Source organism: Ligilactobacillus salitolerans (genome assembly GCF_003864415.1).
Lineage (GTDB): Bacteria > Bacillota > Bacilli > Lactobacillales > Lactobacillaceae > Ligilactobacillus > Ligilactobacillus salitolerans.
The window spans coordinates 37,946-54,711 of the sequence record NZ_BFFP01000003.1; the positions used below are offsets into that span (position 1 = coordinate 37,946).

A 16,766-nucleotide genomic window follows, 5' to 3' on the forward strand; every position below is an offset into this window, starting at 1 on the left:
ATCAAAGATAACAGTTCATCTCACGGTGTCGTGCCATGGGGTGGCTAACTTGTTCTTGCAATTTGCGGACCAATAAAGTATGATCGTCCCAAAGAAAAGACTCAGCCTTACTTTCAGAATGCACGATCACGCGATAATTATCCGCCCAAGTTTTAACTTGATAGTCCAGTTCGTGGTCTTCACTTTGAAAATCAGTCGTCATCTCAGTGGCTTGAGTTGCCGTTGTGGTGAGTTCGTTAATGCGGTTATTCTTCTTCAGCCGGACAATAAATTTAACACTGCGCTTGGCACAGGCTGCATAAAACTCTGGCTTGGCAAAGCCTGAATCACCGCGGACTGTGATGTTCATATCAGGGCGTAAGGCTTTAAGATGATCAAGGATCGGGGCGATGAACGTATCAGCATCGCTACTGGTATAGACGTTACCCGGGCGCAACTGCGCACCTAGTAAAAGCCCGGTGGCATCATCAAAAACCAGCAGAGGGTGATAGCCATTAGCTGAATAATGACCATTATAGGTTGCGTGTTCTTGATGGCCGAAGGTATCCGAGTGTGTGGAGTCGATATCAAGGATCATTTCAGTGCGTGAAGGATCTTTAAGGACCACATCAGCCAGTTTCAGTAACAGGTTTTGGGTTTCAACCAGATTATCTTGAGTCAGGCTTGCGATGAAACGTGAAATAGAAGCTTGAGAGGCCACACCATACTCACCTAAAGCAATCCTAATAGCAGGATCCTGACGCCAAGTATTTGCCGCAGAGTCAGTGCAATAACCGGCAATCCGGAGCATAAGCGTAAATTCAAATAGATATACGAAAGAGATCTTGGCAAATTTTCGCTCATCATTAAAGAAAATCGTATTACGAATCAAGTTTTTGAGGTGGATCCGATTGGTAAATTCAATTGGTAGTATCATTCCAGCATCATTGGATAATTGTCCGGCGTCGTTGATAACAGATAAATGAGGATTGCATTGAAGTGAAGTTGCGCGTAGTCTAAGCATTGTGTTATGGCCTTCATATTGTTGGTTTTCAGCGACTCTACAATATCACAAGACCGCACCCAGTGGGTGAAAAACACAAAGCAGCGCAACTTCATGCCAGTCATGAGGTTGCGCTGTATTTTGTCGTGTTTAAGAATAATCCAGGCTAAATGTTCTCCCGCTCCGAAGTCTGTTATACTATGCTTTATCGTATAAATTTTAAATTTTAATGAATTTCTTTAGGGGGAATAGGTAATGCTATTTGTAAAGGATATGTTCGTGCTACTAGTCGCCGTTGAGGCATTGCTGATAATGCTTCTCGAGATGTTTGGCACCCAAACAAAAATGGCCCGTAAGGCTTTTGACTTGTCAAAAGGATATCTTGCCACCAAAGAAGCCAAATCATCGATGGCAAACCAAGGACTATATAATGGATTTATCGGTGTAGGCTTGTTATATGCTCGATATGGGCTCAGTGGTGGTGCCTCCTACCACGTTCAGATTTTATTCGTGGGTTTTGTCGTGCTTGCTGCCGCTTTTGGATCACTGACAGCTAACAAGAAAATCATATTTACACAGGGTAGTCCCGCAATCGTAGCGCTTTTTATGCTTATATTTGTACACTGATGTGCTCCTCATAGTAAGATAAACTTTGGCTCCTAGAGAAACGGTAAGAATCGTTAGATATGCCAGTTAATTCTGATGAGGATAAGCTATTGAAAGTATTATTGGCCTGCCATCCGGCGGGCTTTTTGATTGCAAAAAAATAAGCCCCATATAGGGACTAGGGTGTACTAATTGGTATGCACATGGTTGGTACACGTGACTACTCTGTGGTCTTTCATGACGTGCAAGTTATATGGGCCTCGCCTCTAGAATGAGTTATTATTGAGTGCCACGGGTGCTCAAAATATCGGTATAAAAGCATTTCTAGTTTTGGGCTTGTCACTGATTTGCACTGATTTTCAAACCTAGGTGATTATCTAAATAGCTAGGCAGACGCCAGCCAATTCATTATGAGGCGCTATTTTTAATTTTCAGAACGTCCCCACTCTGCTATACTTCTTTTCGTAACATAAAATTTGGAGGCATTCAAAATGATTAAAGAATTTAGAGACTTCATTATGCGTGGCAACGTTCTAGATCTTGCTGTAGGTGTCATTATTGGCGGTGCGTTCACCGCTGTTGTAACTTCCCTGACCAAAAACTTGATCAACCCAATTATTTCTATGTTTGTAGGTAAGGCTGATTTAAGTAAGCTATATTTTACAATTTTGAACGCAAAATTTACGTATGGCAGCTTTCTTAACGACGTCATTAACTTCTTGATCACTGCTTTTGTAGTCTTTATTATTGTCAAGACGGTTAATCGTATTATGCCGTCTAAAAAACCTGATGCTCCTGTTGTTTCGAAGGAAGAACTCTTACTTACACAGATTCGCGATTTACTGCGCAATTCACAATGAGCTATCGTAAGTAGTAAGAGGGAATAGATATCTTCGGCTTTCTTTTTGGCCTTAACTCCTGTATACTTATAATTAGTAACAAAGAATATATTTAATGGGAGGGATTTACATGCACTTCATTTGGTCACTAATTGTTGGCGCAATAATCGGTGCTATTGCTGGCGCTATTACAAGCAAAGGAAAATCGATGGGTTGGATTGCAAATATTATTGCTGGGCTCATCGGATCATCTATTGGTGAAGCACTACTCGGCCATTGGGGTCCTAAACTTGCTGGTATGGCAATGATTCCATCGATAGTTGGCGCAGTGATTGTCGTAGCGGTTGTATCATTCTTTGTTGGTAGATCTAAAGATTGATTGGAGGTCATATGCATGGATGCTTTAAAATCAATTTTTACATTTATGGTAGCCAGCACTTTGCTGGTTGGAGGAGCTCTGGTAGCTGGTACAATTTTGGCAGCCAAGGAAATAGATAAGGCTGGGGATAAATTGCAGGATTCGATTCATGACTAATGATATACGGGCCGTCTGTGATAGACACACGTTCGCAAAATCCTGCTGAAAGCGTAACTTTCAGCAGGATACGGTACGGTTGAGGTACGAGAAGACTTGATGCTACACACGGAAAAGGGTATCGTGGTTTAAGATGCATCGAAATTAACCCCAGCTCGGCATGTCAATTGGCATGCCGAGTTTTTTTACTCCCTCAATTGTCAAATCAAGTGCAACACTTTATAACCAATTCTTGTTAGTGGTATAGCTTATGCCATATTGGGGTAATAGTCGCAAGGACGAAACCAGCCCAGTGAGCGCCTTGGGCGATGATTCAACGCCGACTGTGCTGGCTGGATCTCATCAAGGGTTACGTTCTTGAATGACTTTCCTTTTGGGAAATACTCACGTAGAAGGCCATTAGCATTCTCATTTGATCCACGCTCCCAGGGTGAGTACGGATGAGTAAAGTAAATCTTCGTGCCAGTCACGCGAGCCAAAGCCGAGAACTCTGAACCATTGTCGAACGTAATGGTATCTAACTCCCTGGCCCCATAAGAATCGATTGTCTCCTGAAGCGCCCGACGGCAGGTCTCAGCGTGGTAGTCAGGTAGCTTAACGATTATCTCAGTACGGGAGTACCGCTCTGTCAACGTCATCAGTGCTGGGTCACTTTCAACTCGCTTTCCCTTGACCAGGTCGCCCTCCCAGTGGCCGACTCCTAGACGGTCGTCAACGGCCTTTGGCCGATTCTCAATCGACTCACCGAGCTTATGCTTGTTAGTGCGAGCGTGGCGCAATCCTGGTCGCTTGATGCGACGCCGTAACTTGACGGGTAAATCTAGGTTGGTGATTGGGAGCAGACCTGCGTCAACCCTTGCTACAAGCGGACTATCACAAATGCAAGCTCGACAAAAACATAACTAAATATCTATTGCCCTTATGATGATATTTTAGCAAACGAGAAAAACTAGTCCGAAATCTCATCATAAGAGCAAGTGTGTTAATCAGTCCGTATTAGATAGTTTTCCGTCGACAATTTTGTAGACATTATCAGAAAACTCTCGCAGACGATCATCGTGCGTGACGATGACGACTGCTTTTTCCTCGTCATGCGCAATATTGGCAAAAAGTTGGCCAACTTCTTTGACACGTGCCGTATCTAAGGCTGCCGTAGGTTCATCGGCTAGGATGATCGCCGGGTCTGTATAAAACGCACGGGCAATTGCAACGCGCTGTTGTTGACCGCCAGACAATTCGCCAGGGTATTTGTTTAATAATTTTTGAATGCCTAGCGTTTCAATAATTTTGTCAAATCCATCTTGACTGAGGTTATTGTTAGGCTTTACCTGGTCAACAAGTTTGAATTGGTCTGCTACGGTTAAATATGGCACAAGATTGTACGCCTGCAAGACGAAACCGATTTGTTCAAGTCGTCTTTTTTCGGCTTCTTTGGTACTCAAATCACTGATATCGTGGCCATTCAAACGAACTGAGCCGTCTGTTGGTGTTTGTAACCCGCCTAAAATGGTTAGCAAGGTACTTTTACCAGATCCTGAAGGCCCAATGATAAGCGACACCTCACCAGCTTTAAACGCTAAACTGACGTCTTCTAGTGCCGTAACTAAATTGGTTTTCTGACCAAATTGTTTCGTCACGTGTTCAAGGGCTAGTTTTTCTTCACGCATCTTTTTAACCTCCAATTACTGATACCGGATCAATCTTACTAATCACACGAATCGGAATGATTGCACCCAGTAACCCGGTTACCATCAATCCGACCGCAATGAGTACCATCAATCCCCAATCAAATGCCATTGGTACGCTATCTGGAATCCCAAATTCAGTTAATGCCGATAGTACGGCACCAACGACGATACCAGTTGCCATGATAAAGAACGTCTCAAATAACGTATTTTGGGCCAAAAAAAGATTTGGAATGCCTTGTGCACGCAAAACTGCCAAGTTAGGCAATTTTTGAACCGTTAGAATGTAGAGGAAGATGGTAATCACAATCAATGAAATGACAATCAGGAATCCAATCATGAGACCAAACGTCGCTTTTTGCGGTGTATAACCTGGCAATTTATTGATAAAGGCTTGGTATGAATAAGTCTTTAATGCTTTATCATCGACCGATTGTGACGTTTTTGAAGCAACGACGCTACCCTGGAATTGATCTGACACGCCCTTAATGATACGCCATTGCGCTAACTCGCCATAAATAACAGGTGCGGTGTTATACGTGGCATTTTTCGCATAACCCACGATTTTATATTTCGTATCAGATAACCCAATCGAAATTTTATCCCCCATACCGTAAATATCCTTATCAACTGAGTCAGCGAGGACGACTTCGTTAGCTGCCTTTGGCAAGTTCCCCTTGGTTAATTGTAGGTTTTTAGCGATGTACTCGTCGTTATTCATCCCAACGAATTGTGCGGATTCACGTTTTCCGCCAATTTTCATATTAACTGGTGTAATGCCAAGTGTTGCGGTTTTGTCGTCGCTTAACTGATCAACCTGTTTCGTTGTCAGTAATGACTGTCCGGCATTACCATTAGCGTCTTTGGTCATTACAAACGACTTAGACTGCCAGCTGTCCACCGCTGCGGTGTTAGCTGTTGCCAGCCCGAGCGCCAGGGCACTTAAAATGAAAATCAAATAACTGATTAAGACGACGACTGTTAGAATCAAGCCGTACCGTAGTTTTTCTTTTTTAATCTCTCTAATTGCTAAAAACATTTGTTCCTCCTGTATTTGTTGAAGTTCAACAAACTTACTATACACAAGCATACATGATATTATGATGAGATTACAAAATGATTTTTCTAGGATGTGTCTTCAAACTATCTAGTCATTAACACTATTGACGCAGCGTAAACAAATGTTCGGAACACATATGACGTCTTATCGTAGCAAGTAGCTACCCGTCTAACATGTTTAAGCCGATTAAAGAAACACTCAATTGAATGTCTTTCTTTATATATCCACCAGTCTACTGACCATGGTTCTCGATTATTCTCTTTTGGTGGGATTGTATACTTTCCGCCTTGGCTCGTGATGAATTCTCGAATTGCTTTACCACCGTATGCTTTATCGGCAACGACATTAACCCCAGTCAACTGAATGGTTTTCAATAATTCAAGCGCTACGGGACCGTCATGACGATTGCCTTCTGTTAACATAAATTTAACCGGGTTTCCCAATGCATCGACCAGCGCATGTATCTTAGTTGAATTACCACCAACGGAACAACCAATATTATTGCTTTCAAGTTTAGGACCGCTTTGTTTAGCACCGGCACTATGCTGATGCGCAATAACAGCCGTCGAATCAATATGCAGGTATTCCATATCCGCGTCCTAGCGAAGCGCGCGGAAGATACATTCCAATACACCATCGCGGCCCCAGCGGGAAAGCCGTGTATAAACCGACTTTCATGGTCCAAATCGTGCAGGTAAATCACGCCAAGGCGCACCAGTCCGATTGATCCACAGAATCGCATTTAACATGGTCCGATTATCTCGTAATATTGGACGACCTGTACTTTATGGTGGAAATAATGACTCGATCTGGGTCCATTGCTCATCAGCGATCTCATAGCGATGAGTAAGCATCACAATCAGCCCTTTACTCCAACATATCAGATTCAGGCCGTTTCGTACAACTAGTAGGCAATTCGCGAATATTTTTGAGTTTGAAGACACATCTTAATTTATATTGTTAACTTGATGTGGCTTTGATTACGGTTACACAGTTTAATCATACCAAACTTCCACCGTTTATTCCACTTGTATAACAATGTGTTCAAACGTAACCTAAAAACAGACGCTCCATGTGTTCGACTGAAAAACTGGTTATTCAGTATAAGTCCAAAAGGCGCAACAGCACCCACGACTTGAACGGCATCGATTGAAAGCCGCAAACCAAACACGCTTGCGGCCATCTAACAATTTAAGGACCTGCTTCAAAAAATCAAAACTATAGACATTCGCAAAGGATAAAGAACTGGAAGCTTGTTTGCCACGAAATTTAATTCACAAAGAGTAGCCATGTTACGGATAGCGTATACAAAAATGCCGCAAAGCATCCGAAAGGTTTGGCTCCATCCTAATTTTGGAAAATGATGGGTGGCTTCATCGGTAGATCACCGTTAAGCACCTCTAATAGGCTCTTGTCGATGTCGCGCTAACCCGGCATGGCAGTTCTGAATGTACCCGCTTATATCTGTGCACAAAGCTACCAACGCTGCGGATTCGAGGAGACACTATGAGCACCACCATAAGCTCTGCGTAGGATTCTGAGCACTGCTCTAAGTGTGTGCCTGGACAACACACAGCACGGTTCTTCTCGTATACGGCAACACCGGTTTCGGCAAAGTAACGCTGGTAGTGTCTGCCAGCACCACGGATCTGTTCGGTATTGCCACGCCTGAGTTCACTGCTAACTGTAAACTTGTTGCGATAAATCTGCTCGGCGGTTTGAGCGATGACGAAAGCAGCTTGATGGAGTGCTTGAAGCTTCCCCCGTTCGTCTAAACTGAGTTATTGATGTTGTCCTGTCGTGCTAATCTGAGAGTGGGCCATGATGGCTCCTTTCTTATATGCATAAGATGCTTATAAGACAGGAGTCATCATGACCTTTTTGGTCTAGTCTATAAGCTTTTGCACTTCAAGTTAAAATCGGAGTTACAAGAAGCCTGAACTCAGTATAACGTTTTGCTAGTTAAAAAAAGAAGCCAACAACGCTTCTCTTTTTTCGTGGGGTGGCACGTTTGTGGCACATTCCATCAGCACATTATATAATATTGATTTAGCAAAGTGTCCTAAAGGGCGGTTTACCCCGCGATTCTAAATTTCATTCGTTTGAGACGTTTATTTCCCAGGAAATTATTGCTAGTGTTTCAGAGAGGAAGTTATTTTGTATGAACGAACAAAAAGTCAGCCGCCAAACGATAGGTTCGATTGCAGCGGCCGCAATCTTATCTTTTATTGGGATTTTGGTAGAGACTTCATTGAACGTGACTTTTCCAGAGTTAACGCGTGAATTTTCAGTTTCACTTGGTACCATGCAGTGGGTCACATCGGGCTATCTGCTAATGGTGACGATCGTGATGAGCACTACCGGATTTTTGAACCAAAAGTTTAATTCCCGCACTTTATTTATGACTGCAATTATTTTTAATATGATTGGAACATTGCTCTGTGCAACGGCCCAATCTTTTCCGATCTTACTTGGAGGACGCTTGCTTCAGGCAATTTCGACCGGTGTTTCTACTCCGTTGATGTATCACATTGTTTTATCGCTTGTTCCGCAAAGCAAAAGGGGCGTTTACCTCGGGATCGCTGCAATGATCATTTCCTTGGCGCCAGCTCTTGGCCCCACATATGGCGGAACGCTGTCTGCTTTTTGGTCCTGGCGTGCTATTTTCATTGTTGCGTTAGTTTTTCTGCTGGTTGCTGCACTGATCGGCGGCAAATATATTCGACTTGAGGCGCGAGGGACAACGACTAAGTTTGATTGGCTGGGGGTTATCTTACTGACCGTCACTTTCGGCAGCTTAAGTTTAGCCTTTGCCAATGCTGGTAATTATGGTTTCAGTGATCAGCGCTTTGGCTGGTTATTTGTTGTTTTTGGAGCGGCAGCCGTTTTATTAGGACTGCACCTGCATTTCTCGCAACGCAAAATTTTGAACTTTGGTCTGCTGCATAACCCAGTTGTTGGCTTGAGATGGTTAAACTTCTTTATCCTGCAATTTATTAACATTGGGATCTCCTTTGTGATCCCGATTTTTATCGAGGATAACCTGCATGCCAGTGCTTTTATAGCTGGTTTAGTATTGTTGCCGGGTTCATTGATCGGTGCCGCGATTTCACCGCTGGCTGGCCGGATTTTTGATCAGCACGGGGCATTTGTCCCACTGTTATGTTCAAGCATTTTTATCTTGATCGGGACAACTCTTTTCTATTTATCCACTTTCACGGCAACACTGCTCATGATCATGCTGATTTATGTTTTCTTGCGGAGCGGCTTTAATCTGGGCTTTAGCAATTCCATGACAGATGCCAGCCTACAAGTTTCTGCCGACAAAAACGCAGATTTAAATTCGTTGTTCAATACATTTCAGCAGTTTGCGGGTTCCTTTGGGACAAGTGTTTTGTCTGCGGTGATTTCTGCCAAACGTCTGCAGCCAGGCAAGGTGGAGTCTTTGACCGCTAGTGGAAGCAGAGTTGACTATGGCCTGCTGGTTGTTCTGGCATTGATCAGTTTAAGTACAGTTGTGATCAGTAGACAGCTTAAAAGTAAAAAGTTGAATAACTTGTAGTCAATGGTTTTTCAGATCCTGCACACAGTATAGTGTGTAATTCTGGTAGAAGATAATAGTCAATCACCGAAAAAAAGCCCCCTCCAATTGGAAGGGGTTTTTGATTACAAAAATTCGTTGGTCATTCACTAGTTTTTTTCTTCAACTAAAACTGAGTTGTTTTGCTTGGACTTTACTCACTTCTGCGACCGGCAGATTGACCATCCAGGCTTGCGGGTCTTTTGCCTGGATCTTTTTCATGAGGCTATGCATCAAACCTACTGGGATCTGGTGAATCAATAAATAATCTCCCTGCTGTATGGGAGCATAGTTGGCAAATATTTGCTGACAATTGAAGACGGCTCGCAGTAAATAGTTGCTTTTTGTCAAGTTTGCTTGAAAGGTCAGCTGGCGCTTAAAGTTACGCTCCAAGTGATTTCTTGACTGATAAATATCCAAGATATCTTGGATTATGGCATTGGCTGTCGGTAATTGCCCGGCGCCCTGACCGATAAATCTTAAATCGCCGATGGTCTGACCATGGAGGGAGATCAGATTGTAATTTTCATGCGTGTTTGCTTCGAAAGTGTTGCTTTGATACAGTGTGGGCTCAACCACGTAGTCAAACTTGTTGCCTTCCTGATGACTTTTACCCATTAACTTGACTGTGTATCCTTCGCGTGCAAAAGCGGTGATATCGGCAGCGGTAATGTTGCGGATCCCAAAGACCGGCAAGTCCTTGGTTGGTACAACAAAACAATCATAGGCAATGTCGCAGCTGATGCAGAGTTTGTTGGCGATATCCCAGCCGTCAATGTCGGCACTCGGGTCGGCCTCGGCATAACCCAATTCCTGCGCCTCGGCCAAAACTTCACCAAACGCGGCACCGCTTTTTTTCATCCGGTCGAGGATAAAATTACTGGTCCCATTGAAAATCCCCTGAATTTGGTTAACATCGTCGATCCGAGCTGCTCGTTCAATTTCAGAGATCCAAGGAGTGCCACCGCCAACACTGGATTCAAAGTAAAATTTGACCCCGTTTTCTGCAGCAGTTTGCGTGAATTCCTGCAAGTAACAGGCAATTACAGCTTTGTTGGCCGTAATGACATGCTTGTGATGGCGCAAGGCAGCTAGAATATACTGGTGAGCCGGTTCCAAGCCTCCGAGCACTTCCACAACGACATCAACTTCTGGATCATTCAAAATTTTGTCATAGTCAGCTGTCATTTCTGGTATGGCAGCTTTTTTGTTTTTTCTGATCAAGATATGTTTGACATGCAGCTCTTCAGTCAGACGGCTGACCTGCTTAACCAGATTAAACACGCCGGTCCCAACTGTTCCAAAACCTAAAATTGCAAGATTCACGCTCGTCCCCTCCAAGAAAATGTGTTTTTTAAAAACAAACACTTGTATTTGTATGGTGAACAGATTATCATGATAATTACAAAAAGGCAAGGAGATATTTCAAATGGGCAAAAAATTTACCAGTACCAGAAGCGAGCAATTTTATGTTTCGGCTAAGGAAGCACTAAAAAAGGGCTTAGCCAGCGACCGCGGTTTATTTGTCGACCCGGAGCTGGGTGAGGAACAGCTCGACCTGGCTGAAATTTTGAATTTGGATTATCAGGAACTCGCGCAAAAGATTTTAGCATGCCTGTTGCCCGATTTTTCTCCAGCTGAAATTAAAGCCAGCGTCCTAAATGCTTATGATGATAAATTTGATAGCAAACAAATCACTCCGCTCCGGCAGGTGGGCGGCTTTTATGCCTTGGAACTCTGGCATGGACCGACCAGCGCCTTTAAGGATCTGGGATTACAGATCCTGCCGTATCTGCTGAAATATGCCATAAGTCCCGGTGAACGCAGCCTTGTTTTGACCGCCACAAGCGGCGATACCGGCAAAGCAGCTTTGGAAGGCTTTAAAGATACAGAAAATGTTGGAATCGTCGTCTTTTACCCCGATGGCGGGGTCAGTTCGATCCAAGAAAAGCAGATGCTGACAACGAACGGGACAAATACCAAGGTCGCGGCGATCACAGGCAACTTCGACGATGCCCAACAGCACGTCAAAGAGATCTTTAATGACGTTCAACTGCAGGAAAAATTAGGTGAGCGGGTGCATCTTTCCAGCGCAAATTCGATCAACATTGGCCGTTTGGCACCGCAAGTTGTCTATTATTTTGCTGCCTATCAGCAGCTGGTTGCTCAAGGTACGATTGAATTAGGCGACCAGGTCAACTTTACGGTTCCAACTGGTAATTTCGGAGATGTCCTGGCTGGATACTACGCTAAGCTCTTAGGCTTACCCGTTAAAAAGCTGATCGTTGCTTCCAATGCTAATAACGTGCTGGTGGATTTCTTTAGCAACGGAGTCTATGATCGTAACCGACCATTCTTGCAAACGGCAGCCCCCAGCATGGATATTCAAGTTTCCAGCAACCTAGAGCGGCTTTTGTACTATGAGTCGGGCTTGGACAGCGGTTACGTCAAAAAACTGATGGACCAGCTGGAAGCAACTGGTCGTTACCAGATCACTGCCAAATTGCTGGAGAACTTGCAAGCCGATTTTGCCTGCGGGTACAGTACTGATGCACAAATTAAAGCCGCGATCCGCGAGGTTTATGAGCAAGAAGGGTATTTAATGGACCCGCACACGGCAGCCGGATACCATGTTATGCACGCATATCAAAAACGCGATTCGACGCCGATGGTTCTGTTGTCCACGGCCAATCCGTATAAGTTTGCCGAAACAACGGCACAGGCGCTCTGGCCGCAAGCCAACTTGCCGGCTGACACGGTGTCTTTGATGCAAAAAATTGCGGAGTACACGCACATGTCGATCCCGCAAAATTTGCTTGAATTAGATCATTTACCGCAGAGGTCCAAAAAAGTACTGGTTCCAGCAGAAATGCAGGAATATGTAAAAGAACAAACGGAGGCGATTTTTGATGATCAAAGTCAAAGTACCAGCAACCAGCGCTAATCTTGGGGTAGGCTTCGACTGCATGGGGCTAGCCGTCTCCTTATACTCAGAATTTTATTTTGAAGAAAATCCCGCAGGGCTGGAGATCAACGGCTGCCCATCCGAATATCAAAATGAACACAATTTGGTTTACCAAGCATTTGTCAAGGGATGCAAATACTTAGATGAGCCCGTGCCAAGCATTAAGCTGACTATTGCCAGCCAAGTTCCGGTTGCACGCGGCTTAGGCAGTTCAGCTGTCTGCATTACTGCTGGACTCAAGGCAGCCGGAGTTTGGTTTAACAACGCGCTGTCTAAAGAAGAAATATTGAAGCTGGCCATCGAGATGGAAGGGCATCCTGACAATGTCACACCTTCAATATACGGCGGGTTGTGTGTCACATTTTTAGACGATGAAGCAGGTGAGCCTGTGCTGGCTCAGTATGAGGTGTCAGAGTCGTTAAAATTTGCAGCTTTGATCCCGGATTATCCGATCAGTACAAAAGAGGCGCGGGCAGTCTTGCCCACAACGATGAATTATGCCACGGCGATCCACCAGGTCAGCCGCTGCACAATTATGGCACGGGCGTTGGAGACCGGAGATGACAGGCTCTTGCACCAGACCTGCCACGACTTGATCCACGAACCATACCGCGCCAAATTAATTCCTGAGTACGGGCAAGCGAAGAAGATGACTGAGGCGTTTCATGGTACGATGTATATCAGCGGGAGCGGTTCGACACTAATGGCGATCATGCCTGATCAAGAAGCAGCTGATTTCTTTGTCGCAGAAGCACAGGCAGCCTTCCCGCAATGGAAGATCAACGAGGTCGCGATCGATCACGATGGTCTGCAAAGTGAGGTAATAGAACGTGGAGAAGTATTATATCGTTGACAGCTCAATTTTGCCCGACTCTTTTGGCAAGGTGATCCAAGCCCGCAAGTTATTGGAAAAAGGTGAGGTTACACAGGTCAGTGACGCGGTCAAAAGAGTGGGCATCAGCAGGGGGACATATTATAAATATAAGGATCTGGTCTTTTCGCCAGATGAAAACGTCGGCATTCGTAAGGCTGTGATTTCACTGATGTTGGCCGACCAGAGCGGGTTATTGGCGCAAGTTTTGCAAAAAATTTCGCTTTCAGGTGCCAGCGTTCTGACAATCAACCAAAATGTGCCAATTAATAATGTAGCCAGCATCGTGATTTCACTGAACATCAATCAAATGACAGAGACGATCACCGTGTTGTTGAACATTATCAAAAAAATTTCAGGTGCCAGCAATGTTCACTTAGTGGCCATGGAATAAGTGTATCTGGGAAAACATCCAAAAAGTCCATTCAAATAGCCCCTGATTTTTTAGTTAAAATCAGGGGCTTTATTTTGATCTATTGTGTCAAAATTTCATCTGGTCCAGTCGTCACCACCAGTAAAAGCAACTCATTGTGATTTAGTTTATAAACTACGATTCAGCCGTCATTTTGATTACCATAGTTGCCATAACGGACCGAATGAAATTCTCGAAAACCATGCCATTTTCCTTGTAAAGCATGGTCTATAATCCATTTTAAGTCACACTTAAATATCTTGGTCGCCGTAATCTCCACCCAGATGGTCTACCCAATCGTCAAAATCTGTCAAGAAGCGAATGTCTGTCACATCATCATTTTTATACGGAAAATCCCCATCAAGTCGGAGATTTTCTGCATGATTTCACTTTCAAACTTTTGTTGCACCTACATTAGCAAATAAAGCGAAAAAATTATCTATAATCGTCAGTTCGATTCTTTAAATTAAGATTATTAAATAAAAAAATAAATAAAAAAGTTCTATTGCAAAAAAATTAAAAAATGACGATGAAATGGTTAGATTTATATTTGATTTTTATAATTATTCGATGTAAGATAAGCATGGATGAAGATTGATGTCCAATATTGGCCAAAAGAGGTGATATTTATGACAGAAGTAGTAGAGTTGCCTGGTGGTTGGCGTTGGGGCAAAAGATAGCATTATCGATGAGCCTTTATTGTTATCTTTGTATTGTTCAATAGGTTCATCAATTAGACGCAAGCAGTGAATACGCACTGCTTGTCGTTTTAAGTTAGGGAGGATTTATCATGAGAATTAAAAAGACACTGCAACCGCTTGAATATAAAGGCAACATTATATTTGGTGCTGGAAACAAAAACATTGTAAGACATATTCCAAACACTAAAATTAACAGACTGCTTATTCAATATTTAGACGGACAAATTAAACGTAGCGAGTTGGAAATATCTGATTCAGAGTTGGAAATTGCTCTTGGCAAGTTTAAGAAGCTGGGATTACTTACAAATAATCCTTATAATTCTTCCGACAGATATTCGAGAAACGCAAACTTTTTCGAATGGCTTGACACAACATCTAATTTAGACCCTTTTGTGTATCAGAAAAGACTAGAATCTTCTGTAGTTCTTATTATTGGGTTAGGGGGAATTGGGTCAACGGTAGCGGAAGAGCTGGTGAGGAGTGGGGTTAAGAATCTTGTATTAGTTGATTACGACTCTGTCGATGAATCTAACATCTCCAGGCAAAGTACATATTGCAATGCAGATGTTGGTACTCTTAAGATTAAAGCTTGTGCGTCATACCTCAAAAAAATTGACAACAAGCTTTCTATTGAGACAATTAACAAAAAAATTTGTACAATTGATGATCTTAAAGAAATGGTCAGCCAAGATATTAACTTAATTATCAATTGTGCGGATACTCCTAAGGAAATTGATATTTGGGCAGATAAAGTTTCTTCAGAACTTAAAATTCCTGTAGTCTTCGGATCATATGCATCAACTACTATAAATACAATTGCTAAAATTCCGGATTATTCTGTAGACATTAAGGATTTTCTTGCCAGTAATGCAATTACATCTGAATCTATTATTAGCACTGATTTTGACACAGCCGTCATTTCTCCGGTTACTTTTATGGCTGCAGGTATGGTTGGATATTACGCTGTGATGATCCTTACAAAGCTTAGACGACCTTCGACAGCAATTCAAATTGATTTGGACGGGTGGGAGGTGCTCAAATATGACATACGAGCAGCGGCAAAAGATTGAGAATGGTAATTTTTATAAGGCTCTTATTGCTCACGGATGTATGATCATCGGTTATGCGTCGTTGGAGATTGTTCTTTTATACCTTCTTGTTCAAAGCTATCACGCATCATCTGCTGTATTGGGTTTTTTTGGTGCTATTGCTGCAGTTCCAGCAACAATTATCGGCTTTCTTGCACCTGTCTTCGACAGAATAACTGCCAGAAAAAAATGGTTGATATTAATGCAGTTACTTGAAATAACAAGCATTTTTCTTCTGGCTGTATGTTTAATATCTAAACAAACATTATATCTGGTTGCTTGTTTGGATCTTCTCCTTGTCGCAGTATCAACGGTTTCGAACACGCTGGAAATTGGGTTTATTCCAGAAATACTATTTGAAGATGAAGCCAAAATTGAAAAGACTGTGGACGTTCAATACGTACTAAGTTCAGGTCTCAGTATTTTGACTGGGTTATTTAGCTCTCCTATTCTGCTATTCGTTGGTTTCAGAGCGCTGATTGTTATTAGTATCATAGCTTCAGCCTTGGGTATTTTTTTCTATCTTCTAATAAAAGACATCCTTCCTAATAGCAGCAACATTAACTTAAAATACATAGATAATGGGGAAACTGTCAACGACCAAAAAAAAGCGAAAAGCGGATATGTTCAACGATTACTGAGTGATGGAAAACAATTTTTACATGCTTTTCCTGCAATAATAATTATTTTTACAGAAGCAATTTTGGGCGGCATAACTGGCCTTTTGTTCCAACTCTTGCCAATTACAATGAAAGAACTGGGAATTCCTGTCGCTTTATTTTCGCTTGTTGATGCAGTGCAACAGGCAGGTGATGCTGCTGGAGGTTTTATAGCTCCCTTTATAAAAGTTCGACTAACCACTTTCTTTATCTTAGACTATCTGTTTTCTGGAATATGTTTCGTCCTGATCGGCTTTTCCAATATGCCCAACATAATACGGATCATTCTCCTACTACTTGCCTCAATAGTAATGGGAATGTCAGGAAATGTATTTGAAAAATTAATGTACCGTTCTTTCAATATGCAAAACATTAGTGCTATGCATGCCATTGCTACCTCCGTTTTTTCTCTATTTTCGATTATTGGATACTTGGGATCTTTAATTCAAGTAGGAACGCTGATGTTTTGGACAACTGCTGGGTTGTTGTCCATTTTCTTTGGACTATTATTAGTAATTATGCAAAAGAAGATGGATTCTTAATATTATTTAGCGGCTAATTTAAGCTTGAAATTCTGAATCCGTTTGTCAAAACAACACTTCAAAAATTATATATCTTACTAGATCTTTCTTTTTTTGGAAGATCTTTTTTGTTCGATAAAAGTTTGCTTTCTTATTTTTCTGTGCTAAAATTAAGTTGTCTAGTCGAACACAAGTTCGTATTATTGGTAAATAACTTTTAAGGAGGTTGGATTTAAAACTACTTACTCATTTGAAAGCTTGT

General features: G+C 42.5%; 14 protein-coding genes and 2 pseudogenes. 10 read left to right on the forward strand and 6 right to left on the reverse strand.

What is annotated here, in order from left to right; all coding sequences use genetic code 11:
• Position 1: 1 nt before the first annotated feature.
• Positions 2 to 1,003 carry an IS1380 family transposase gene (locus LFYK43_RS01475; protein ID WP_124974713.1) on the reverse strand — a complete coding sequence of 334 codons (1,002 nt, stop codon included), beginning with the start codon at positions 1,001 to 1,003 and terminating at the stop codon, positions 2 to 4.
• A gap of 234 nt (positions 1,004 to 1,237) precedes the next feature.
• Here LFYK43_RS01475 and LFYK43_RS01480 point away from each other — a divergent pair, with 234 nt between their 5' ends.
• The 4 genes from LFYK43_RS01480 (at position 1,238) to LFYK43_RS12680 (ending at position 2,962) form a co-directional block, all read left to right on the forward strand.
• Positions 1,238 to 1,609, forward strand: coding sequence for a DUF1304 domain-containing protein (locus LFYK43_RS01480; RefSeq protein WP_124974715.1), 372 nt, complete (start codon positions 1,238 to 1,240; stop codon positions 1,607 to 1,609).
• Positions 1,610 to 2,079: 470 nt separating this feature from the next.
• Positions 2,080 to 2,448, forward strand: a complete 369-nt coding sequence (mscL, locus tag LFYK43_RS01485) for a large-conductance mechanosensitive channel protein MscL (RefSeq protein WP_124974717.1) — start codon at positions 2,080 to 2,082, stop codon at positions 2,446 to 2,448.
• Between the two features lie 109 nt (positions 2,449 to 2,557).
• Complete coding sequence (locus LFYK43_RS01490; protein WP_124974719.1) at positions 2,558 to 2,806, forward strand: GlsB/YeaQ/YmgE family stress response membrane protein; 249 nt, start codon at positions 2,558 to 2,560, stop codon at positions 2,804 to 2,806.
• A 15-nt stretch (positions 2,807 to 2,821) separates the two neighbouring features.
• Positions 2,822 to 2,962 carry a hypothetical protein gene (locus tag LFYK43_RS12680; RefSeq protein WP_164507541.1) on the forward strand — a complete coding sequence of 47 codons (141 nt, stop codon included), beginning with the start codon at positions 2,822 to 2,824 and terminating at the stop codon, positions 2,960 to 2,962.
• Between the two features lie 248 nt (positions 2,963 to 3,210).
• Here LFYK43_RS12680 and LFYK43_RS01495 read toward each other — a convergent pair.
• The 4 genes and pseudogenes from LFYK43_RS01495 to LFYK43_RS01510 form a co-directional block, all read right to left on the reverse strand.
• Positions 3,211 to 3,834: pseudogene (locus LFYK43_RS01495) on the reverse strand (IS30 family transposase); the annotation flags it as partial.
• 114 nt (positions 3,835 to 3,948) lie between these two features.
• Entirely contained in the window at positions 3,949 to 4,629 is a 681-nt protein-coding gene (locus LFYK43_RS01500) for an ABC transporter ATP-binding protein (protein WP_124974721.1), read from the reverse strand.
• A gap of 4 nt (positions 4,630 to 4,633) precedes the next feature.
• Entirely contained in the window at positions 4,634 to 5,686 is a 1,053-nt protein-coding gene (locus tag LFYK43_RS01505; RefSeq protein WP_124974723.1) for an ABC transporter permease, read from the reverse strand.
• A 104-nt stretch (positions 5,687 to 5,790) separates the two neighbouring features.
• Positions 5,791 to 6,561 (reverse strand): annotated as a pseudogene (locus LFYK43_RS01510) (IS5 family transposase).
• A gap of 1,307 nt (positions 6,562 to 7,868) precedes the next feature.
• Here LFYK43_RS01510 and LFYK43_RS01515 point away from each other — a divergent pair.
• A complete protein-coding gene (locus LFYK43_RS01515; protein WP_124974725.1) occupies positions 7,869 to 9,269 on the forward strand; it encodes an MFS transporter in 1,401 nt (466 codons plus the stop codon).
• A gap of 141 nt (positions 9,270 to 9,410) precedes the next feature.
• Here LFYK43_RS01515 and LFYK43_RS01520 read toward each other — a convergent pair whose 3' ends face one another.
• A complete protein-coding gene (locus LFYK43_RS01520) occupies positions 9,411 to 10,613 on the reverse strand; it encodes a homoserine dehydrogenase (RefSeq protein WP_124974727.1) in 1,203 nt (400 codons plus the stop codon).
• A 103-nt stretch (positions 10,614 to 10,716) separates the two neighbouring features.
• On the opposite strand from LFYK43_RS01520, the gene thrC reads away from it, so the two are divergent.
• From thrC to LFYK43_RS01550, 5 genes are all read left to right on the forward strand, one after another.
• Positions 10,717 to 12,231, forward strand: coding sequence for a threonine synthase (thrC, locus tag LFYK43_RS01525; RefSeq protein ID WP_124974729.1), 1,515 nt, complete (start codon positions 10,717 to 10,719; stop codon positions 12,229 to 12,231).
• On the forward strand, positions 12,197 to 13,105 hold the full coding sequence (gene thrB / locus LFYK43_RS01530) for a homoserine kinase (protein ID WP_124974731.1): 909 nt from the start codon (positions 12,197 to 12,199) through the stop codon (positions 13,103 to 13,105). Before thrC ends, thrB begins: the two co-directional genes overlap by 35 nt.
• The gene (locus LFYK43_RS01535) at positions 13,083 to 13,517 is read left to right on the forward strand and encodes an ACT domain-containing protein (protein WP_124974733.1); all 435 of its coding nucleotides are present in this window, start codon (positions 13,083 to 13,085) and stop codon (positions 13,515 to 13,517) included. Before thrB ends, LFYK43_RS01535 begins: the two co-directional genes overlap by 23 nt.
• 808 nt (positions 13,518 to 14,325) lie before the next feature.
• Positions 14,326 to 15,306 carry a HesA/MoeB/ThiF family protein gene (locus LFYK43_RS01545; RefSeq protein WP_124974735.1) on the forward strand — a complete coding sequence of 327 codons (981 nt, stop codon included), beginning with the start codon at positions 14,326 to 14,328 and terminating at the stop codon, positions 15,304 to 15,306.
• Positions 15,278 to 16,525, forward strand: a complete 1,248-nt coding sequence (locus LFYK43_RS01550) for an MFS transporter (protein ID WP_124974737.1) — start codon at positions 15,278 to 15,280, stop codon at positions 16,523 to 16,525. Before LFYK43_RS01545 ends, LFYK43_RS01550 begins: the two co-directional genes overlap by 29 nt.
• The last annotated feature ends 241 nt before the right edge of the window (positions 16,526 to 16,766 follow it).